This window comes from Microbacterium sp. PI-SA-G, from assembly GCF_057215335.1.
In genome coordinates this window covers 584,351-604,289 of the sequence record NZ_CM170103.1, presented here as the reverse complement: position 1 = coordinate 604,289, position 19,939 = coordinate 584,351, and the positions used below count along the sequence as shown (strand labels likewise).

General features: G+C 67.1%; 22 protein-coding genes. 9 read left to right on the top strand and 13 right to left on the bottom strand.

Going from position 1 to position 19,939, the window contains the following annotated elements:
* Positions 1–5: 5 nt before the first annotated feature.
* The 3 genes from AC2D10_RS03090 to AC2D10_RS03080 form a co-directional block, all read right to left on the bottom strand.
* Positions 6–1,469, bottom strand: coding sequence for a terminase large subunit domain-containing protein (locus AC2D10_RS03090; RefSeq protein WP_484710393.1), 1,464 nt, complete (start codon positions 1,467–1,469; stop codon positions 6–8).
* Positions 1,466–1,723 carry a hypothetical protein gene (locus AC2D10_RS03085; RefSeq protein ID WP_484710392.1) on the bottom strand — a complete coding sequence of 86 codons (258 nt, stop codon included), beginning with the start codon at positions 1,721–1,723 and terminating at the stop codon, positions 1,466–1,468. The genes AC2D10_RS03090 and AC2D10_RS03085 overlap by 4 nt, the downstream gene beginning before the upstream one ends.
* Before the next feature lie 94 nt (positions 1,724–1,817).
* Positions 1,818–2,102, bottom strand: coding sequence for an HNH endonuclease (locus tag AC2D10_RS03080; RefSeq protein WP_484710391.1), 285 nt, complete (start codon positions 2,100–2,102; stop codon positions 1,818–1,820).
* 726 nt (positions 2,103–2,828) lie between these two features.
* Between AC2D10_RS03080 and AC2D10_RS03075 the strand changes: the two genes are divergently transcribed.
* From AC2D10_RS03075 to AC2D10_RS03065, 3 genes are read left to right on the top strand one after another with little or no spacing between them, the layout of a single operon-like run.
* Positions 2,829–3,011 carry a hypothetical protein gene (locus AC2D10_RS03075; RefSeq protein ID WP_484710389.1) on the top strand — a complete coding sequence of 61 codons (183 nt, stop codon included), beginning with the start codon at positions 2,829–2,831 and terminating at the stop codon, positions 3,009–3,011.
* Entirely contained in the window at positions 3,011–3,337 is a 327-nt protein-coding gene (locus AC2D10_RS03070; RefSeq protein ID WP_484710387.1) for a hypothetical protein, read from the top strand. The genes AC2D10_RS03075 and AC2D10_RS03070 overlap by 1 nt, the downstream gene beginning before the upstream one ends.
* Positions 3,337–5,202: an AAA family ATPase gene (locus AC2D10_RS03065; protein WP_484710386.1), complete on the top strand. Its 1,866-nt coding sequence runs from the start codon at positions 3,337–3,339 to the stop codon at positions 5,200–5,202. The genes AC2D10_RS03070 and AC2D10_RS03065 overlap by 1 nt, the downstream gene beginning before the upstream one ends.
* Positions 5,203–5,264: 62 nt before the next feature.
* On the opposite strand, the gene AC2D10_RS03060 is transcribed toward AC2D10_RS03065, so the two are convergent.
* The 5 genes from AC2D10_RS03060 to AC2D10_RS03040 form a co-directional block, all read right to left on the bottom strand.
* Positions 5,265–5,504, bottom strand: a complete 240-nt coding sequence (locus AC2D10_RS03060; protein ID WP_484710384.1) for a hypothetical protein — start codon at positions 5,502–5,504, stop codon at positions 5,265–5,267.
* Positions 5,505–5,516: 12 nt separating this feature from the next.
* Positions 5,517–5,753, bottom strand: coding sequence for a hypothetical protein (locus AC2D10_RS03055; RefSeq protein ID WP_484710383.1), 237 nt, complete (start codon positions 5,751–5,753; stop codon positions 5,517–5,519).
* The gene (locus tag AC2D10_RS03050; RefSeq protein ID WP_484710382.1) at positions 5,750–5,944 is read right to left on the bottom strand and encodes a hypothetical protein; all 195 of its coding nucleotides are present in this window, start codon (positions 5,942–5,944) and stop codon (positions 5,750–5,752) included. The genes AC2D10_RS03055 and AC2D10_RS03050 overlap by 4 nt, the downstream gene beginning before the upstream one ends.
* Positions 5,941–6,273, bottom strand: coding sequence for a hypothetical protein (locus tag AC2D10_RS03045; protein ID WP_484710381.1), 333 nt, complete (start codon positions 6,271–6,273; stop codon positions 5,941–5,943). The genes AC2D10_RS03050 and AC2D10_RS03045 overlap by 4 nt, the downstream gene beginning before the upstream one ends.
* A gap of 86 nt (positions 6,274–6,359) precedes the next feature.
* A complete protein-coding gene (locus AC2D10_RS03040) occupies positions 6,360–7,904 on the bottom strand; it encodes a recombinase family protein (protein ID WP_484710380.1) in 1,545 nt (514 codons plus the stop codon).
* 20 nt (positions 7,905–7,924) lie between these two features.
* Here AC2D10_RS03040 and AC2D10_RS03035 point away from each other — a divergent pair, with 20 nt between their 5' ends.
* The 4 genes from AC2D10_RS03035 (at position 7,925) to AC2D10_RS03020 (ending at position 11,112) form a co-directional block, all read left to right on the top strand.
* The gene (locus AC2D10_RS03035) at positions 7,925–8,284 is read left to right on the top strand and encodes a single-stranded DNA-binding protein (RefSeq protein ID WP_484710379.1); all 360 of its coding nucleotides are present in this window, start codon (positions 7,925–7,927) and stop codon (positions 8,282–8,284) included.
* A gap of 73 nt (positions 8,285–8,357) precedes the next feature.
* The gene (locus tag AC2D10_RS03030; RefSeq protein ID WP_484710378.1) at positions 8,358–8,852 is read left to right on the top strand and encodes a DUF6993 domain-containing protein; all 495 of its coding nucleotides are present in this window, start codon (positions 8,358–8,360) and stop codon (positions 8,850–8,852) included.
* A gap of 63 nt (positions 8,853–8,915) precedes the next feature.
* Entirely contained in the window at positions 8,916–10,595 is a 1,680-nt protein-coding gene (gene ettA / locus AC2D10_RS03025) for an energy-dependent translational throttle protein EttA (RefSeq protein WP_484710377.1), read from the top strand.
* A gap of 28 nt (positions 10,596–10,623) precedes the next feature.
* Complete coding sequence (locus AC2D10_RS03020) at positions 10,624–11,112, top strand: acyl-CoA thioesterase (protein ID WP_484710376.1); 489 nt, start codon at positions 10,624–10,626, stop codon at positions 11,110–11,112.
* A 29-nt stretch (positions 11,113–11,141) separates the two neighbouring features.
* Here AC2D10_RS03020 and AC2D10_RS03015 read toward each other — a convergent pair whose 3' ends face one another.
* On the bottom strand, positions 11,142–12,029 hold the full coding sequence (locus AC2D10_RS03015; RefSeq protein ID WP_484710375.1) for an acyl-CoA thioesterase: 888 nt from the start codon (positions 12,027–12,029) through the stop codon (positions 11,142–11,144).
* 50 nt (positions 12,030–12,079) lie between these two features.
* On the opposite strand from AC2D10_RS03015, the gene AC2D10_RS03010 reads away from it, so the two are divergent.
* Entirely contained in the window at positions 12,080–12,745 is a 666-nt protein-coding gene (locus tag AC2D10_RS03010) for a DUF8185 domain-containing protein (protein ID WP_484710374.1), read from the top strand.
* Between the two features lie 9 nt (positions 12,746–12,754).
* Here AC2D10_RS03010 and AC2D10_RS03005 read toward each other — a convergent pair whose 3' ends face one another.
* The 4 genes from AC2D10_RS03005 to pepN all read right to left on the bottom strand — a co-directional run bounded on the left by AC2D10_RS03005 (position 12,755) and on the right by pepN (position 18,626).
* A complete protein-coding gene (locus AC2D10_RS03005; protein WP_484710373.1) occupies positions 12,755–14,413 on the bottom strand; it encodes an FAD-binding dehydrogenase in 1,659 nt (552 codons plus the stop codon).
* Positions 14,410–14,859, bottom strand: a complete 450-nt coding sequence (locus tag AC2D10_RS03000) for a globin (RefSeq protein ID WP_484710372.1) — start codon at positions 14,857–14,859, stop codon at positions 14,410–14,412. The genes AC2D10_RS03005 and AC2D10_RS03000 overlap by 4 nt, the downstream gene beginning before the upstream one ends.
* A complete protein-coding gene (locus tag AC2D10_RS02995) occupies positions 14,856–15,953 on the bottom strand; it encodes a mechanosensitive ion channel family protein (RefSeq protein ID WP_484710371.1) in 1,098 nt (365 codons plus the stop codon). The genes AC2D10_RS03000 and AC2D10_RS02995 overlap by 4 nt, the downstream gene beginning before the upstream one ends.
* 120 nt (positions 15,954–16,073) lie before the next feature.
* Entirely contained in the window at positions 16,074–18,626 is a 2,553-nt protein-coding gene (gene pepN, locus AC2D10_RS02990; RefSeq protein ID WP_484710370.1) for an aminopeptidase N, read from the bottom strand.
* 124 nt (positions 18,627–18,750) lie between these two features.
* Here pepN and AC2D10_RS02985 point away from each other — a divergent pair, with 124 nt between their 5' ends.
* Positions 18,751–19,935: a ferrochelatase gene (locus AC2D10_RS02985; protein ID WP_484710369.1), complete on the top strand. Its 1,185-nt coding sequence runs from the start codon at positions 18,751–18,753 to the stop codon at positions 19,933–19,935.
* The last annotated feature ends 4 nt before the right edge of the window (positions 19,936–19,939 follow it).

Sequence of the window (19,939 nt, the reverse complement as noted above, 5' to 3'; positions counted from 1 at the left end):
AGCAGCTAGAAGACCTGGACGCCGGTCGCGGCGGGTGCCGCTTCGAGCGCCAGCACTCCCAGAGCGGTGGCTTTGAGCGCGTCCACCTCGCCACCAGGCGTGCGAGCGATCACGAAGGCGTCGCCTACGTTCTTGCGCGTGGCGCGCTGGATCTGAACCGTTCGAAGAGGGTCGCCGCCGTGCTCGAGTTTGCGGGTCGAGATGAGGCGGTAGAGCATCGCCGATGCGCTGATCGCGTCGGAGTAGCTGCCCATCATCACGGGGAGGCCTCGCTCTGCGAGGCGCTTGCCGAGCGCCTTCGCCGCTCCGCCGTCGATGGCGAACGTCGCGGGGTGGTACCGCCAGAGGTGCAGGCAGATCGCGAGTAGGCGGTCGATCGACGGCGCGCGGAGTGACGCCACCAGCTCGGAGTGCACCTGTCCGTTCGTCGCACGGGCGGTGGCGACAATGGAGGCGAAGTCGAGACCGGGGGTGGCGTCGACGCTAAATACTAGGCGCGCGTCGCGCGGGAACGTGGCATCCGGCCGGCGCAAGGCACTGACCCAGAGCGCGGGCTCGACGAAGGGAGCGCGGGTCGAGGTGAGGAACCGATTCAGGTGATAGCGAACGGCATCCGTCGGCGGCTTGGTGCGCACCAAAGTGATCAGCGCTTCGAGGTCTATGCGCCCGCTGGCGACCGCAGGGTTAGCCATCGCCAGCCAGCGTCCGAGAGTCTCCTCATCGTCCGGCACGCGTGCCTCTGGCGCCTCCCAGACCGCGAAGAACACTCGAGCGGCACCGCCGTCCTCGATCGACTGCTCGCCGAGACGGTAGAGGTCGATGAGGAGTTCACTGTCGCTGTCGCCCGCGGTCGTGATGCCAGCGACGAGGCAACTCGGCCGCCCGCCCGTGCCTGACAGTAGATCGCCCCAGAGCGCGCGGCGGAGGAGGTGCAACTCATCCACGAGCCCGAGGTCGATCGGGAGACCCTGCAGCGCAGCGCTCTTCGCGGCTTTGATTTTGTACGAGCCGCCCGCCTTCATCTGTAGACCGCGCGTCTCGGTCGAGCGCGTGAACATCTCGGCGATCTCGGGGTTGTTGTCGATAGCGCGGCGCGCGCGGTTATAGACGAGCCCCGCCTGATCAGCATTGGATGCGATGCCGATGACGAGAGCAGTCGGCTTAGAGAGCAGACGCCAGAGCCCGAGCGCCGCCGCGATCTCGCTCTTTCCGTTCTGGCGGCCGAGCGAGATAACAGCTTGCTGCCAGCGCAGTTGGCCGGCACGGGCGTGCCCCGATGGGTAAATCTCGAGCACCGCTCGGATCAGCTGTACTTGCCACTCTTCGAGCGCGTAGCCGAACGCCATTACCCATGCGACGGCGAATACCTTCGCGTATCGATCGAACGCGCTCTCGAAGTTTGCGGAGAGCGGCGGGGTGAATCTCGGGGGCGGCCACGCGGCGATGTCGGCGAACGGCGGCACGGTCACCCCCCGCCTGCCTCTCGAAGCGCTTGCCCGAGCGGGCTCTCGGGACCGCTGGCGCTGGGCGCGAGCTTTGCGAGGTTGCGGTACGTCAGCCCGAACTGTGCGACGAGCGCGGGGGTGAGGTCGCCAGTGTCGAGCGCCTCGGCGAGCTTGCGTAGCGTGACGAGCGCGGGCATGTGCGCCGGTCCCAGCCATGGTGCGGACGATTGGAACTCGGCCACGGCGTCGCCGAAGCTGTCTGGGGTGCTATCCGTCATGATCTGCGCCGTTCTCCCGAATATTTCGGGCCTGTCGGTAAAAAGAACACGTGGGGCGGGGTGATCTGCACCGCTGGTCGAATAAATCGGACGTTCACGCCGCGCCCGCCAGCCATTCGGGGTTGAGCCAATCGACGCGTACGAGGGTCTTGTCTGACTTGATGCCGTTGCATCGTCGGCACGCGGCGACCAGATTCGAGCGCTCATCGCGTCCGCCTGAGGTCTTAGGCGTGATGTGGTCAGCCGTTGCATCGTGCTCAGGCCTCGGATCGTCCTCGTGCAGATCGTTGCCGCAGTACTGACAGGTCCAGCCGTCGCGGTCCAGCACCTCACGCCGCAGGCGTTGCCATGCGGCACCGCGCGATGATTGCTTACTCATGCGGCCGACTGCTTACGACTGGCGGGGCCGCTCAGGGTCCATGGCACCGACAGCACGACGTGCCGGGGGTCGATCCCGGCAACAAGCTCGCTGAGCGTGGCAGCGGGGGTGTGCTTCGGAGGATGTGGGCTCGCCGTTCCGGTCTCGCCGATGGCGTGCGCACGCCATTGCGCACGAGCCGATGCCACTCCTCCCAGGAACGAGCGGCCGCACTGGCAGAGAGCCACCTCCGAAAAGGACGTGCGGTCGTGATCAACCAACTCGTGCCCAACAATTGCTTTCCCGGTATCCACATTCCAAGCCTAGGCAGGATCGTGGACGCTAATTCTGGGGACACTCATCGACATGAGTGTCCGAAGTGCCCGAAGTGTCCCGCGCTTCAGTTGTCGACATAAAACCCGAAATCTCGCGATATTACTTGCAGGAGAACGGATTCGCTCAAAGGCTTACGGACACTTCGGACACTTCGGACACCTGTGGAGACCCGGCCGTGGCAGCGGGAAGCCGGACCTGGGAATCTGCTGAACGGGCGAAAGGAATATGTACTTATTCCCGCAGATGCGTGCCCCTAGCGGTTCGAATGTGTAATACCGACGGGAATATGTAAGTAGTGACGCGAATGTGTAATAGGCGGTCACGGGCCGCCATTATTAGTGTCTGTCATCGCACGTAGCCTGAATCTGTGAGGCGGCATTCGGCCGCAGGATTCGACAGGAAGTGTGAAACATGATCAAGGCAGGCGAACGCGTCAAGATTCGGCCAATCGCTACGGCAGACTGGCACCCGATCATCGGCGAAGTCATCGAGGATGACGAGCTGGCGCTGCGTGTGCACGGAAACGGTCATTACGATCACGTCGTGCCCTGGAGTCAAATCGCACGCATCGAGGTGACGCGAGAGGCTGCGTGATGAGCGAGCCGGTCTTCGACCGCACGATTGGTGACACGGGGCTGCGCATCTGGTCGATGACCGGGCGCGACTTCGTCCTCGACGTGCCCGGCCTGGCGAACGTAACGTCGATCTCGGCCGACGATTGTGCCGCGCTTGCGGTAGTCGCCGATCGCGCGGCGACGTACGAACAGCGACGCGCGGACGCGAGGGCCATGATCGCTGAGATGGCGTCGGAGGCGTGGGAACAGGGCCACCTAGAACGGCGCCGGCACGAGCGTTGGCGTGGCATCATGGCGCAAGCAGGCGAGCTTCTCGCCGAGCGCCAAGCGGCACGGGCAGCCTGATGGGCGCTGCAGGGACCGCTGCGCCGGAGACGGTTGCACAGCGGTTCGCGACGCTCGGAGTGGCGACGTTCCCGATTCGCATCGAGCAAGACTCGGCCGGAGCCTGGCGCAAGCGTCCGCTCACCGCGCGAGGGCACCTGGATGCGTCGGCTGATCCGCAGGTGGTCGCGGACATGTTCTTCGCGGCGAACGGCGCGAACGGCGTCGGCGTGCCCACCGGCGCGAACGGGATCGCAGTGCTCGACATCGACCGCCATGCTGGCGGCGCCGACGGCTACGCCACGCTCGAAGCCGAGGCGATCGATGTCCCGGAGTCCCCGACGCGCTATTCGTCTGTGAGCGGCCTCGGGGAACACGTCATCTTCTCCGCGCCCGATGGTGTCGAGATCGCACCCGGCAACCTCATGCCCGGTGTAGACGTCAAGGCGGGGTCATCGTGGGTCGCATGGAACGGCAACGTTCCCGAGGTGTGGGTGTTCCCATCGGCACCAGCGTGGATGCATCGCGCGCGCAGCGCCGCCTCTGTGGAGGCCACCGGGCCGGATGCCGGCGATTGGATTGCGGGCCATCCCGGCGAGCCCGCGGGCGGGGTGGCGGAAGCGCTCGGCCAGCTACCCGAACACGGGTCGGCGGGGTGGTCTAACGATCAGCTCGTGCCGCTCGCGCTGAGTATTGTCCGGGCCGCCGACTGGGCGCCCGGTGGTGGAGCCGCTCGCGAGCGATTCATTGCGCTCTACGCCTCTGGCGCCTGGGCGACCGCCGAGCACCGGCGTGCGGCCGCCCGCGCCTTCGATCGCGCGATCGCGGTCGATGGGATGCCTGAGCAGCTATTTCCCGACGTGCCGGTGCTGGCACCGGTCACGCCGATCGCCGCCGCTTCTCGGACTCGCCACCTGTCCGCGCTGATGGACCGAGAGTTCGCTCCGCTGGACTGGGTTGTTCCCGGCATCATCCCGGAGGGGACGACGCTCGTCGTTTCCCCGCCGAAGGCTGGTAAGTCCTGGCTTGTGTTGGACGTTGCCCTCGCGGCGGCCACCGGGGGAGCGGCGCTCGGTGGGATCAAGGTAGGCGAGCCCCGCCCGGTCCTGTACGTCGACCTGGAGAGCGGGGAGCGCCGGTTCCAGGACCGAGTGCGCAAGCAAGGGTGGACGAGCTACGGCAGCTTCGAGTACTTGCTCGAGCGTGAGAGTGCGATGGAGATTATCTCGGAATTCATGCTGCGCCATGAGGGCGGGCGCCCGCTCGTCGTGCTCGACACCTTGGCAGGCGTGATGAGCGATAAGCCGAAGGATCGCACTCAGTACAAGCACGAGTATGAGACGCTGGCCGAGTTCCAGCGGTTGACGAAGTCCGACCCGGGATCTGCGTTCATCATCGCTCACCACACGCGGAAGATGACGGGCGATGACCCGATGGACCGCGTGAGCGGCACGAACGGGATTGCCGGCGCCGTCGATACTCCGATCGTGCTCGACAGGCCCGACCGTCACTCGCCCGATGGTGTGCTGAATGTGATGGCCCGCGACTTCGAAGGCGGCGAGTTCGCCATGACGCTCCGTGATCTCCGATGGCAGCTCGTGGGCGGGGATCCGGCCGAAGCCCAGCGCGAGCATGAGCGTGTCGCCTCGCAGCGCGAGCGCGAGCGCCTGGGCTCCGTCGCGCACGGTGTTCTGCAGCTCGTCGAGTCCGATGCTTCCAGGCTATGGAGCGTGGAGGACATTGTGAACAGCTACCAAGGCACGAGCGGCCGCGACATCATCACAAGGACGCTCACGCGTCTGGCGTCATCGGGGCAGCTCAATCGTGTGTCGCGCGGGATGTACTGCGCGCTGACCGACGCATCACGCACGCAAGCGGCCGCATAGACTGCCCCATCAAGAAGCACCCGAGACACTGATCTTGTCTCGGGTGCTTCTTGATGGCGGCGCTAACGGTTCAGGTATTGCAGAACCGCGTCGCGTGAATACCGCGCCGTGCTGATTGGCGGAGTCGGGGCTTGGTGCAGCGCCTCGATCACCGCCTTGATATCACGGTCGGTCATCAGCCGCTTTCGCGGGGAGACCCGCACGTGAGGCCATCGCCCGGCGAACACCTCATCACGGACTTTCCGATAGGGCAGCCGAAGTATCTCGGCGGCCTCTTGGAGCGTGTGAAGCAGGGGTTCCATGCGTCCAGTCTCCTACGCGGCGAGGAGCGCTACCTCGAGCGGATCCATCAGGCCGAACTCGGCCTTCACCGCCGCGATGAACTCCGCGCGGTCGAGAGCGAAGCAATGCCTCTCCTCGCCGCCGCCGACCGCTCGCACGGTCTCGATGAAGACGTACTCCGAGTCTGGGGCGCTTGCATCGATCTCGACGGCCCGTGTGAAACGCCCGGCCGCGGCAGTCTCGCCGCTTTCAAGCAGCCGGACGGTCATGCGTTGACCTCGAAGCCGTCGAAGCCAAGCTCAGGCGATCCGGCCACGTCGCTGAACGCTGACTCGGATCCCTTCGCGCGCTCGGCGTCTTTTTGCGTCGGGGTCATGCCATCCCACTGGCGGATGAGGGTGAGGGCACGGTCAGCGTCGCGCAGCTCGGAGACAGATACAACTCGCTTCGCCTCGGTCATGAGCTACGCGCCGATCTTCCCTCGATGATTTTGCGTATCTCCTCATCGGTGAGCTTGATTGCCGCCTCGCCCTGAGCGATGAGGTCCGTCTGACCCTGCCGCTTTGCGTCGGCGATGATTGCGATCGCTTTCTCGCGACCCTTCACGAGTTCGTGAAGCAAGGCCGACTCATCGCCGTGCTTGCGGCCGGCCAGGATGGCGGTGATGGCTGGGTTCCCATCCTCCGGGTCCTCGCCTTCCATCATCTTGCTGAACTCTCTGCGGTGGGCCGAGAAGGCGGCATCCAGTGCGTTGGACCATTCGGAGTCGCTGAGGCGGTGGTCGCTCATGCAGACATCACGCGTCCTTGGAGGGGGAGGGTGTAGACCATGGGGTCTTCCTTTCTGGGGTGGTATTCGGTGTTGTGCGGCGCAGTCTAAAAGGCTTCGTCGGCCAGGTGACCAACTTCGTACGGGGAATTCGTCGTGCGCCCAATGAGCAGGCGCCTTCCGTCGAACTCGAATCGGGACGGGTCCGTTCTGTCGGCCGGCAGCGTGCGGATCTCGCGGAAGAGTCCGCGCAGTAGGCGCCGACGGGCAGCGACGTCGAGCGGGCGCCAGTACTCCACTAGCCAGCGCTCGGCGTTCTCGTGGGTGAAGTCGACCAAGCTCGCATCGGCGCCCCAGCCGGCGGGTACGAACTGTTTCGCCATCAGGACGGCGGCGGTGGAGTCGGAGGACGCGAGTGACTCGTCGAGACGGCCTTGAGCTGCGGCTAGCTCCAGGTTGGTCGTTGCCGACTCTCGGCCTAGGTGGTCAAGGTCTCCGATTCCAGCCACGTAGGCGGCAGTAATCCGCCCGAGTCGCTGCTTCAATTCCGCGATCTGCAGCTGCAGCGTCGCCACCTCGGGTCGAGCGTCCGTGATCTCATCAGGCTGGAGAGCGAGGATCGCCCAGAGCGCTCCAATGCCAAGCTGGTCTTCCGTGATGTGCAGAGCGACCGACGGGTGGCTCCCTGGAACGTACGAAGTGTCACTGCACCGGATGAAGCTGGCACCGCGCGAGTGCCCCATGCCCATATGGCCGCCGCACGCTCCGCAGCGCACGAGCTGCTGAGCGCTCGACGACATCGGCTCAGGCCCACGTTTCGGCTTGCGTGCAGGGTTGGAGAGGATTGCGAGTAGTGCCGCGTGGTCGGCGTCCGAGACGATGGGCTCAGCTACCTGCCCGTAGTCGACACCCTTCACCACCATGTGCCCCGCCTGGCGCGGGTTACTCAAGATGTTGCGCACGGTCTGCGGGCGCCAGTGAGCGCTAGCTGACCGATCACCGCGGCTAGGCCGGCCCGCGCGTGGCGGTAGGACACCCGAGTCATTCCATGCGTGCGCAATCGATTTGATCGACGCCCCTTCGAGGACAGCGGCCACGCCTGAGCGGATGAGCGCCGCCTCGGCCGCCCTATGCGTCCGCCTGTCCGGCTCCCAGCCGAACGGGCGCGGCCCGCCGATGTCCTTGCCCTGCGCGAGCGCCGCGGACTTGGCCACCTTCACGCGCTCGCCCGTGCGCTCGGCCTCGGCGGCATCCCACGCGGCAACCGTGCGGGCCACGCCGCGCCCGTCGGCGGTGTTCAGGTCATACTTCGGGCTGACTTTGTATGTGTACTCGATGCCGTGCGTCTGCGCGAGCGTGATGAGCGTTTCCCACTCCGAAGGGCGCCGGGTGAGGCGGCTCATCGAGTAGGCGAGGATCACGTCGAACTCACGGCGCTCCGCGGCTTCGAGCAGCGCATCGAACTGAGGGCGCTTCTTCCGCGACAAGCTGGACGCGCCACGGTCATTGTCTGTGAAGGTCGTAACCACTTCGAAACCGTGCTCATCGGCCAGCGCGCGGCAGCTGTCCAGCTGATTGGTGACGCCAACCTGGGTGCCCTCAGCGTCCTGGGAGATGCGGGCGTAGATCGCCGCCCTGCGTCGTGTGCTCATACTGCGTAAATGTAGTTGACGTGAACACCAACTGGTACTCGGTCGCCGCCTTCCGGCAGCTGGGCGAACATGCCAAGGCGTCTCTGCGGTGCGGCGACAGCGTGATCGTGACGGGACGTCTCAAGATCCGCAACTGGGAGGGCAACGGCAAGAGCGGCACGAGCGTCGACATCGAGGCGGACGCGATCGGGCACGACCTCCGGTGGGGCACCTCCGCGTACCTGCGGGCGTCTCGTGCCGCAGCCAATGACGGCGGACAGCGAGCAGTGACGGAGGACCGCGCGGATGAGGACTCGTCCGCATCCGACGAGGACGGTGCCGCGGACCTGGCTGTGACGTGGATGCCAGCCGAGTCCGAACCGGAACCGGTGGCTTACTGAGTCTGCCGAGCGCAGGCGCGGGTGTCGGGCTGCGGTCGAGCAGTCGCTGCAGCCCGACACGTAGACTCGGCACGTGCTCCGTCGATCCCGTTCCTCTGCTTCGCATCACGCTTGGGCGGCCGCGGCACTCGCCGCACTCGCGATCGGCCTCGTCGCGTGCACGCCCGGCGGCGACACCGGGACCGCCGAGACCCCCGCACCGACACCTGCGGAATCAGTCGCACCCGCCGGACCCGTGCTCGTGCCGGACGGAACGGCAGACGACAACCTCCCGCTCTTCACAGCTGTGGCGCAGAGCGTGTGGGCCACGGACTCTCGCGGGGCGGGGCGGGCCTACATCGACGCACTCGTCGCGGCCGGCTTCGACCGCGAGGCGATGCAGGTCACGCAGGATGCGACCACGGTGGGCAACCCGGCGGAGAGCCTGCAGTTCTCGGTTCGCTGGGGTGAGACCGAGTGCCTGATCGGACAGGTGGGCCCGTCGACCGGGCAGGCGGTCACCGCGGTGATGCCACAGCTCGCCGAGGGACGTTGCCTGATCGGGACGACGCGTCCGATCGACTGGTGATCTCCGGGAGGGCCGGTAGGCTGGAGTGTCGATCTTCGACGCCAACAGAAGGAGCGGTTTTCGGTGGCTGAGTACATCTACTCGATGGTTCGTGCGCGCAAGGCGGTGGGTGAGAAGCTCATCCTCGACGACGTCACCATGGCGTTCCTCCCAGGGGCGAAGATCGGCATGGTGGGACCGAACGGTGCCGGTAAGTCGACGATTCTGAAGATCATGGCGGGTCTCGACACGCCGTCCAACGGCGAGGCGAAGCTCTCGCCCGGGTTCAGCGTCGGCATCCTGATGCAGGAGCCCGTGCTCGACGAGACCAAGACCGTGCTGGAGAACATCCAGGAGGGCATCGCGATCAAGGCGAAGGTCGACCGGTTCAACGAGATCTCTCAACTCATGGCCGACCCCGACGCCGACTTCGACGCACTGCTCGCCGAAATGGGCACGCTTCAGGAGGAGATCGACGCGGCCGACGGCTGGGACCTCGACTCGCAGCTGGACCAGGCCATGGACGCGCTGCGCACGCCGCCGGCGGACGCCGCCATCGCCCCGCTGTCCGGTGGTGAGAAGCGACGCGTCGCACTGGCGAAGCTGCTGCTTCAGAAGCCCGATCTGCTGCTCCTCGATGAGCCCACCAACCACCTCGACGCCGAGAGCGTGCTCTGGCTCGAGCAGCACCTCCAGGCCTACAAGGGTGCGGTGATCGCGATCACCCACGACCGGTACTTCCTCGACCACGTCGCCGAGTGGATCGCCGAGGTCGACCGCGGTCGCCTCATCGGCTACGAGGGAAACTATTCGACCTATCTCGAGAAGAAGGGCGAGCGCCTCGAGGTCCAGGGCAAGAAGGACGCGAAGCTCGCCAAGCGGCTCAAGGAAGAACTCGAGTGGGTGCGCTCGAGCGCGAAGGGGCGTCAGACCAAGTCCAAGGCTCGTCTGGCCCGCTACGAGGAGATGGCATCCGAGGCGGAGCGGACCAGGAAGCTGGACTTCGAGGAGATCCAGATCCCCGCAGGCCCGCGTCTGGGAAGCATCGTCATCGACGCGAAAAAGCTGCAGAAGGGCTTCGACGGCCGCATGCTCATCGACGGGCTCAGCTTCAACCTGCCGCCGAACGGCATCGTCGGCGTGATCGGTCCGAACGGTGTGGGAAAGACGACGCTGTTCAAGACGATCGTCGGACTCGAGCCCCTCGACGCGGGAGACCTGAAGATCGGCGAGACCGTCAAGATCAGCTACGTCGACCAGTCACGCTCCAACATCGACCCGACCAAGACGCTCTGGGAGGTCGTCTCTGACGGCCTCGACTACATCACGGTCGGCAAGACCGAGATCCCGTCGCGCGCATACGTGTCGAAGTTCGGGTTCAAGGGCCCGGACCAGCAGAAGAAGGCAGGCGTGCTCTCCGGTGGAGAGCGCAACCGTCTGAACCTCGCACTCACCCTCAAGGAGGGCGGCAACCTGCTCCTCCTCGATGAGCCCACCAACGACCTGGACGTCGAGACGCTCGGCTCGCTCGAGAACGCCCTTTTGGAGTTCCCCGGCTGCGCCGTGGTCATCACCCACGACCGGTGGTTCCTCGACCGCATCGCGACGCACATCCTCTCTTACGAGGGCACCGACGAGGAGCCGGCGAAGTGGTACTGGTTCGAGGGCAACTTCGAAGCATACGAGGAGAACAAGATCGAGCGACTGGGAGCAGATGCCGCCAACCCGCACCGCTCCACCCACCGCAAGCTCACGCGCGACTGATCCGGCGACGGCTCAGGGAACCCTCACGATGACGGACACCACGCCCGGAACCCGCTTGCACGTCCCGATCCAACTCCGGTGGGGCGATCTCGACGCGTTCAACCACGTCAATAACACCTCGATGCTCAAACTTCTCGAGGAGGCGCGGGTGCGCGCGTTCTGGCGGGCGGGTCCGGGCGAGGTCGCGCCGTCGACCGCGGTACTCGACTCCGGGATCGACGAGGGCATCCTCACGCTCATCGCCCGCCAGGAGATCGAGTATCTCGCCCCGGTGCCGTACCAGCGGCGCCCGCTCGAGGTGCAGATGTGGTTCGGTAAGCTCGGCGGCTCCAGCGTCGAGGTCTGCTACGAGGTGCACAACGATCCCAGTGCCGAACCGCGCACGCTCTACGCTCGATCGACCGCCGTCATCGTGCTCGTCGACGCCGCGAGCGGACGCCCGACGCGGCTTACCCAGGAGATGCGCGACGCGTGGGAGCCCTTCACCGGGCCCTCCATCGAGTACGCGCACCGATAACCACGACCGCAGCCGAGGCTGCTCCCGGGTCAGTCTCCCGACGGGACGCGAATCATGATCTCCTGCGCCACGCTGGCGACGAGCGTGCCGTCCTGCGTGTAGATGCGTCCGGTCGCGAGTCCGCGCCCACCCCGCGCGTTCGGCGATTCCTGCACGTAGAGCAGCCACTCGTCGACCCGCGCCGGACGATGCCACCACATCGCGTGGTCAAGACTTGCGACCTTGAGTCCCGGCATCGCCCAGAACACGCCGTGCGCCCGCAGGATCGACTCCTGGATCGTCATGTCGCTCAGGTACGCCAGCGCCGCGCGATGCAGACGGGGATCGTCGGGCAGAGGCGCCCGCATGCGCATCCACACCCCCTGGCGGGGTACCTTCTCGTCGCTGCTCGGCATGTAGAGCGGATGATCGATGTGCCGGATGTCGGCGGGCCGCTCGCTCAACATGCGTGCGGTGCCGCCGGGCAGCCCCACCACCCGTTCCTCGTCGGGCGCGAGGTCCTCGGGCGAGGGCACGCCCTTCGGCATCGGCTCCGCATGTTCGACGCCCGGATCCTCATCCTGGAACGACGCGATCATCGAGAAGATCGGCACGCCGTTCTGATAGGCCTGCGAGCGTCGTGTGGAGAACGAACGGCCGTCGTGGATGCGGTCGACCGCGATGGTGATTCCCTGGCTCGCGTCGCCGGCGCGCAGGAAGTAGCCGTGCATAGAGTGCACCGGCCTGTTCTCGGGCAGGGTCCGCTCCGCCGCGATCAGAGTCTGCGCGAGAACCTGCCCGCCGTAGATCCGACCGGTCGGCATCGGGTGCGAGGCCCCGGTGAAGATGTCCTCGGTGGTGCGCGCCTGCGACGCGTCGAGATCGAGGACCTGCAGGAACCGCTCGACGGTGTCGGCGGCATGCTTCTCGGCGCTCATCTGAACCTCTCTGCGACCGCGGGCACGGCACGGTTGATAGTTTAGAACGCGTGCCCCATCAGCTTCTCCTCGCCGACTCCGAGACCTCGAAGGACGTTCTGACCTTCGTCGGACGGGCCGCCCGCATCAGCGACGAGGGGGTGCGGTTGCAGGCGGCGAACGGCGTGCTGGCGCTGACGACGGCGGCGCTCGCACCGCACGGACTCTTCGATCAGACGCCGACCGTCCTCGCGATGCGGATCGTGCATGCCGATCCGGAACTGCAGTGCGACATCGTCGTCTCCGAGCTTGGGGCCGGTGACTCCGCGCACAGCCTCGCTCTGCCCGACACCGGACTCTCGCCGTCCTGGGTGGGCGTCGCGCCACCGCGCTCCGGATGGGAGCAGGCGTCGTCCCTCCCGGCATCCATGATCGCTCAGCGCGCCCAGTGGGGGATCTCCGCCGTCGCCCGCGGAGCGACTCCCGGCGCGGGGGAGGAGGCCGTGCGCGCCCTGCGAGCGGCGATCTGGGGCGAGCCCGACGAGGATCTCGCGGGCCTTCCCCGCGGAGTCGCCTTCGCCGCGGACGCGCTCGGGTTCATCTCCGGCGAGGAGCAGGTGCCGGTCACCCGTTCCGGGCGGTGGACACGCTTGGCCTTCCGACGCGGGCACGTTCTCTGCCGAGGCCCGGTCGCCACGGGACTCACTGCCGTACGCGGGACCGGCTCGACAGACTGATCGCGGCGGTCAGCGCGCCGCCGCGCGCCCCGCCTGGCGACCCGAGAACAGGCATCCGCCCAGGAACGTGCCCTCCAGCGCGCGATAGCCGTGAACGCCCCCGCCTCCGAAGCCGCTGGCCTCGCCTGCGGCGAAGAGCCCGGGGATCGCGTCGCCGTTCGCGTCGAGCGCACGCCCGTCGAGGTCCGTGTTGATGCCACCCAGCGACTTGCGCGTCAGCACGTGCAGCTTGACCGCGATGAGCGGTCCCGCGGAGGGATCCTGCAGTCGATGCGGGACTGCGGTGCGGATGAGCTTGTCTCCGCGATAGCCGCGCATCGACCGCAGCATGGCGATCTGGGCATCCTTGGTGAAGTCGTTGTCGATCTCTCGGTCGCGGGCGACGACCTCGCGCCGGACGGTGTCGATGTCGAGCGCCTCGCCGCCGGGATGACGCTGCATCTGTTCGAGCAGCGCCTCGAGGTCGTTCTCGACGATGAAATCCGCTCCCTCGTCGAGGAACGACTGCACGGGGCCGGTGGGCCCTTTCGCCAGGCGCGAGCGGAGCAGCAGTCCCACGTCCTTGCCGGTCAGGTCCGGGTTCTGCTCGCTGCCCGAGAGCGCGAACTCCTTCTCGACGATCTGCCGCGACGTGACGAACCAGGAATGGTCGTGACCGGTCTTGCGCAGGTGGGCGAGCGTGCCCAAAGTGTCGAAGCCGGGGAACAGCGGCACCGGCAGGCGCGATCCCGTCGCATCGAGCCACAGCGAGGACGGGCCGGGCAGGATGCGAATGCCGTGGGCCGGCCACACCGGGTCCCAGTTGGTGATGCCCTCGACGTAGTGCCACATCCGGTCGCCGTTGATGAGGCGGGCTCCGGCGTGCGCGCTGACGGCCTGCATCGAGCCGTCCACGTAGGCGGGGACGCCGGTGAGCATTTGCTGCGGCGGGGTGCCGAGCCGCGCGGGCCAGGCCGCACGCACGAGATCGTGATTGCCGCCGATGCCGCCGGACGCCACGATCGTCGCCGAGGCACGGATCTCGAACTCTCCGATGGGCTCGCGCGAGGAGACCGCCCCACGCACCGCGCCGCTCGACTGCAGCACGGCACCGCGTGCGCCGGTGACCCCGCCGTCGGTCACGATCAGCTCGGCGACCCGGTGGCGGGGGAGGACGGTCAGGCGGCCCTCCCGTTCGGCCTGTTCCGCCGCCCGGGCGAAGGGGGCGACGATGCCGGGGCCGGTGCCCCAGGTGATGTGAAAGCGCGGCACGGAGTTGCCGGGGCCGATCGCACCGTATCCGCCGCGTTCCGCCCAGCCGACCACGGGGAAGAACCCCACTCCGCGTTCTCGGAGCCATGCGCGCTTCTCTCCCGCGGCGAACTGCAGATACGCCTCGGCCCACCGCCGTGGCCACTCGTCCTCCGCGCGGTCGAAGCCGGCGTTGCCGAACCAGTCCTGCGTGGCGAGTTCGAGCGAGTCGCGGATGCCGAGCCGTCGCTGCTCCGGAGAGTCGACCAAGAACAGCCCACCGAACGACCACCACGCCTGCCCGCCGAGGTTCGTGCGCGGCTCCTGGTCGATGATGACGACGCGGCGTCCCGCCTCCAGTGCTTCGACCGCCGCGACGAGCCCCGACAGCCCCCATCCGATGACCAGGACATCTGTGGACAGGGGCGCGTTCGTCATGTGTTCTCCGTTGATTCCTGACGTGAGCGGGCGTCGAGCGTCGGACGCCCGTCGGCTGCGGTGCCGATGCCCGACGGCTCGAGTGTGTTCACCATGGCATATGCCGCGCGCTCGAGGTAGTCCCAGAGCGTGGCTTCGTGCAGGGGCGACAACTGCGCCTCGTCCACAGCCGTCCGCATGTGCCGCAACCACCGATCACGCGCGTCAGGGTCGACGTGGAACGGCATGTGCCGCATGCGCAGTCGCGGGTGCCCTCGGGTATCGCCGTACGTCGTCGGGCCGCCCCAGTACTGTTCGAGGAACAGCAGCAGCCGCTCCTCGGCGGGGCCGAGATCATCTTCGGGGTACATCGGCTTCAGGACCGGGTCCAGTGCCACCTCGCGGTAGAACACCGACACGATCCGAGCGAAGGTGTCGCGCCCGCCGACCTCGTCATAGAACGTCACTGGTGGGTGCTCCCGTCATCGGTGGGTTTCGTCGTCTTGCCGTCCGTGAGCTTCTTGCGACGCCAGATGCCCCGGTCGGGCACGGTGGGCACACCGGTCACGGCGTTCGGACGGGTCTTGGGCGGGTTCGCTCCCCGAACGCGACGCGCCCCCTCGAGGCCGGTCGGAGTCACGGTGGTCATCCGGGGGAGCGTGATCTCGTTCTCGAGCAGCGCGGCGCGCACGCGCTTGCGGAGCTCCTGGGCGACATCGTCCTTCGCGTTGGCGCGGGTCTTGATGACCAGCCGCACCACGAGTGCGTCGCCGTCGATGGACTCGAGGCCCCACAGCTCCGGCTTCTCGATGATGCGCGTGCGCCACTTCGAGTCCTTCGAAAGGCCCACCGCGGTGTCGAGCATGATCTCCTCGACGCGGTCGAGGTCGGACTCCGGCGGCACGCCGATGTCGATGATGGCGCGCGCCCACCCCTGTGACATGTTGCCGATCCGGGTCACCTCGCCGTTGCGGACGTACCAGAGGGTGCCGTTCACGTCGCGCACCTGGGTGATGCGCACGCTGACGTACTCCACCACACCGCTGGCGAGCCCCAGATCGACGACGTCGCCGATGCCGATCTGATCCTCTGCCACCAGGAAGATGCCGTTCAGCACGTCCTTCACGATGTTCTGCGCGCCGAAGCCCAGGCCCGCGCCGACAGCGGCGGTGAGCAGCGTGAGCGAGCCGAGAAGACTGGTGTCTACCGCGTTCACCACCAGCACGAGGGCGACCACCACGAGCATCACGTTGACGATGTTCTGCAGGATCGAGCCGAGCGTGCGGGTGCGCTGCACCAGACGCATATCGGCCAGTGGCGACCGCTCGAGCGCCTGCGTATCGTCGACCGATGCCTTGTTCTTCGCGCTGTCGACGATGCGGTGCACCACACGGCGGATGACGACTCGCAGCACGAGACCGATCAGTGCGCAACTCGCGATGATGATGGCGACCGCGAGGGCCTTGCCGCCCACTTGGCCCAGGACCTCGAGCGTGTTCGACCACCAGACGGGCACAGGGGTCTCTTCGGGCGGGGGAGTGACTTCGAACGGGAGCATCATCACCGCTGATTCTACCGAGCGGGTCTCTGCACGGGCTGGATGCGTCATACGCTCAGCAGCGGCGCGACGGGATCAGCGCGCTGCGGTGGGCTCAGGGATTCCCGAGCCCACCCGACGGGGTCAGTCCTCCGAGTCGAACGCCTGCGCAGCCAGCGAACGCTCCACATCGGCAAGGTTCTCGAGCACCAGACGGCGCAGAGCCGGCGCGGCATCCGAGTTGGCCGACAACCAGCCGCGGGTCGCGTCGCGGAGTGCGACGTTCGCCAGCGCGGTGGGGAACAGCCCGACGACGAGGTACTGCGCGATCTGATAGCTACGGGATTCCCAGATCGGGAGCAGCATGTCGAAGTACGCGGGCACGAACTCCGCGAGCGCGTCGACGCTGGCCGGGTGCACGAAGCCGAGCGCGGCCGAGCGCACGATCGTGTTCGGTGCGTCATCGCGCTCGATCAGCGACGCCCAGGCGGCCTTCTTCGAGTCGACGTCGGGGAGAGCTGCGCGTGCCTGCGCTGCGAACTCGGCGCCCTTGGCGGTGTTGTCCGACGCGAGGGCGTTGTCGATCTTCGCCGCGTCGGTCGCACCGATCGTCGCGAGGCCGACCAGCAGCTGCCAGCTGAGGTCCGCGTCGATCTCCAGACCGGGGAGCGTCTCCTCGCCGGAGCGCAGGCGCCCGATGATGCCGGCGTGCTCCGGGGTGACCAGCGAGTTCGCGAACGCGGTGACGAACTGCAGCTGGCTGTCGCTGCCGGCCTCGGCCGCCTCGGCGAGGGCCCAGAGTCCGTCGGCGACCTTCACCCGCGCATGCGTGCGCTGCGCGGGATCGACGTAGAGCGTTGCGGCCGTGCGCAACTGGGCGAGCGTCGTGCGCACCGTGGTGGACTCGGTCTCGCGACCGATGTTGCCCAGGACGAGGTCGATGTACTCGGATGCCGCGGTCTCGGCGTCGCGCGTCTGATCCCAAGCTGCACCCCAGACCAGCGAGCGGGCCAGCGGGTCGGTGATGTCGGCGAGGTGGGCGATCGCGGTGGCGAGCGAGCGCTCGTCGAGGCGGATCTTGGCGTAGGCCAGGTCGTTGTCGTTGAGCAGCACGAGGTCGGGACGCTGCAGACCCTGCAGCTCGGGGACCTCGGTGCGGTCGCCGTCGACGTCGACCTCGACGTAGTGGGTGCGGGTGAGAGCTCCACCCTTGAGGGTGTAGAAGCCGATGCCCAGGCGGTGCGGGCGGATCGTCGGATAGTCCGCCGGAGCGGTCTGCGTGACGGCGAATCGTGAGATGGCGCCGTTCGCGTCGTCGGCGATGACCGGCTCAAGCGTGTTGACGCCCGCGGTCTCGAGCCACTTCTTCGACCAGGTGCTGAGGTCGCGGCCGCTGGTGGACTCGAGCTCGACGAGCAGGTCGCTGAGCTCGGTGTTGCCCCAGGAGTGCTTCTGGAAGTACTGCGAGACGCCGCCGAAGAACGCCTCGATGCCCACCCACGCGGCGAGCTGCTTGAGCACGGATCCGCCCTTGGCGTAGGTGATGCCGTCGAAGTTCACCTGCACGTCTTCGAGATCGTTGATCTCCGCGACGATCGGGTGGGTCGAGGGGAGCTGATCCTGACGGTAGGCCCAGGTCTTCTCCATGGCGTTGAACGTCGTCCACGCCTCGGTCCACTCGGTGGCCTCGGCGGTGGCGATGGTCGAGGCCCATTCGGCGAAGGACTCGTTGAGCCACAGGTCGTTCCACCACTTCATGGTGACCAGGTCGCCGAACCACATGTGGGCGAGCTCGTGCAGGATCGTCACGACGCGACGCTCCTTGACCGCATCCGTGACCTTGCTGCGGAACACGTACGTCTCGGTGAACGTCACTGCACCGGCGTTCTCCATGGCACCGGCGTTGAACTCGGGGACGAACAGCTGGTCGTACTTGGCGAAGGGGTACGGCACACCGAACTTCGACTCGTAGTAGGCGAAGCCCTCACGGGTCTTGTCGAAGATGTAGTCGGCGTCGAGGTGCTGCCACAGGCTCCGGCGACCGTAGACGCCGAGCGGGACGACCCGGCCGGAGGCGCTGGTGAGCTCTGAGAAGGTGGACTCGTAGGGACCGGCGATCAGCGCGGTGATGTACGACGAGATGCGCGGCGTGGGCTCGAAGCCCCACGTGGCGATCGTGGGGTCGTCGTGCACGATGGGCTCGGGCGTGGGCGAGTTGGAGATGACCTTCCACGCGGCGGGAGCCGTGATCGTGAACTGGAACGTCGCCTTGAGGTCGGGCTGCTCGAACACGGCGAACACGCGGCGCGAGTCGGGCACCTCGAACTGGGAGTAGAGGTAGACCTCGCCGTCGACCGGGTCGACGAAGCGGTGCAGTCCCTCGCCCGTGTTCGTGTACTCGCAGTCGGCGTCGACGACGAGGACGTTCTCTTCACGCAGGCCGTTGAGCGCGATCCGCGAATCCGCGAACACCGCGGCGGGGTCCAGCTGCTCACCGTTCAGCGAGATCTCCCGCACGTCGCGCGCGATCAGGTCGATGAAGGTGAAGCTGTCGGGTGTGGCTGTGAAGCGCACGACGCTCCGAGATCCGAAGACCTCCTCGCCCTTCGTCAGATCGAGGGCGACCTCGTACGACTGAGTGTCGACGACGTCACGGCGCTCCTGCGCTTCGATACGGGTGAGGTTCTCTCCAGGCACAGCGTTACTCCCAGGGGTGAGGGGATGTCACCGGAGGGTGGCGCAGTTGGCGCCGACGGCAACCCTGACAGCCTACGCCAGGAGGCGTGCGCCTTCACTCCTTCGGAGATGGAAGGATGGAGGGGTGACCGCGATCGAGCCGAACACCGTCCACTTCTCCTCCGCCGCAGCTTCGGCTGGTGGCCCCTTCGTGACGACCCCGGTCGCCTACGACGGCATTCTTCTCGCCGGGTTCGGCGGGCCGGAAGGGCAGGAGGATGTGATCCCGTTCCTGCGCAACGTGACGCGCGGCCGCGGCATCCCCGACGAGCGCCTCGAAGAGGTCGCGCATCACTACCGTCACTTCGGCGGTGTGAGCCCGATCAACGGTCAGAACCGCGTGCTCAAAGCTGCTCTCGAAGCGGAGCTGCGGCGCCGCGGCATCGATCTGCCGGTGTACTGGGGCAACCGCAACTGGACCCCGTACCTCGAAGAGGTCATCACGACCGCCGCCGATGAGGGACGCACCACGCTGCTGGCCTTCGCCACCAGCGCCTACAGTTCGTTCTCGAGCTGCCGGCAGTACCGCGAGGACTTCGCCCGCGTCCTCTTGGACACCGGCCTGAGCGAGCGCGTCACCATCGACAAGATCCGCCCGTTCTATGACCACCCTGGATTCGTCGACGCGTTCGAGACCGGCGTCCGCGAGGCCATCGAGACCTTCCTCGCCGAGGGCGTCGCGGCATCCGACATCGAGATCCTCTTCTCGACGCACAGCATCCCCACCGCCGACGCCGAGCGCTCCGGCGCCCGCGACATCGACTGGGGCGAGGGCGGCGCGTATGCGGCCCAGCACCTCGCCGTCGCCGCGTGGGTCATGGACCAGGTCCGTGCCTCGGTGCCCGAGTCCGCCGACGTGTCGTGGCAGCTCGTGTATCAGTCCCGGTCGGGACCCGCGTCGCAGCCGTGGCTCGAGCCGGATGTCTGCGACGTGATCGCCGAACTTCCCGCACTCGGGCGCAAGGCCGTCGCCGTCGTCCCGGTGGGGTTCATGAGCGACCACATGGAAGTCCTCTGGGACCTCGACACCGAGGCGTCCGAAGCAGCGGAGGAGGCGGGGCTGCGCTTCACCCGCACGCCGACCCCGGGTGTGTCTGCGACCTTCGTCGCCGGGATCGTCGATCTCATCGAAGAGCGTCTGCAGGGACGCCCCAACGAAGAGCGCCCGCACGTCACGTCGCTTCCGGGCGGCTTCGATGTCTGCCGTCCCGGCTGCTGCGAGAACGTCCGCGCAGGCTTCAAGCCCGCCGCATCCGGTGTCGCACCCTGACATC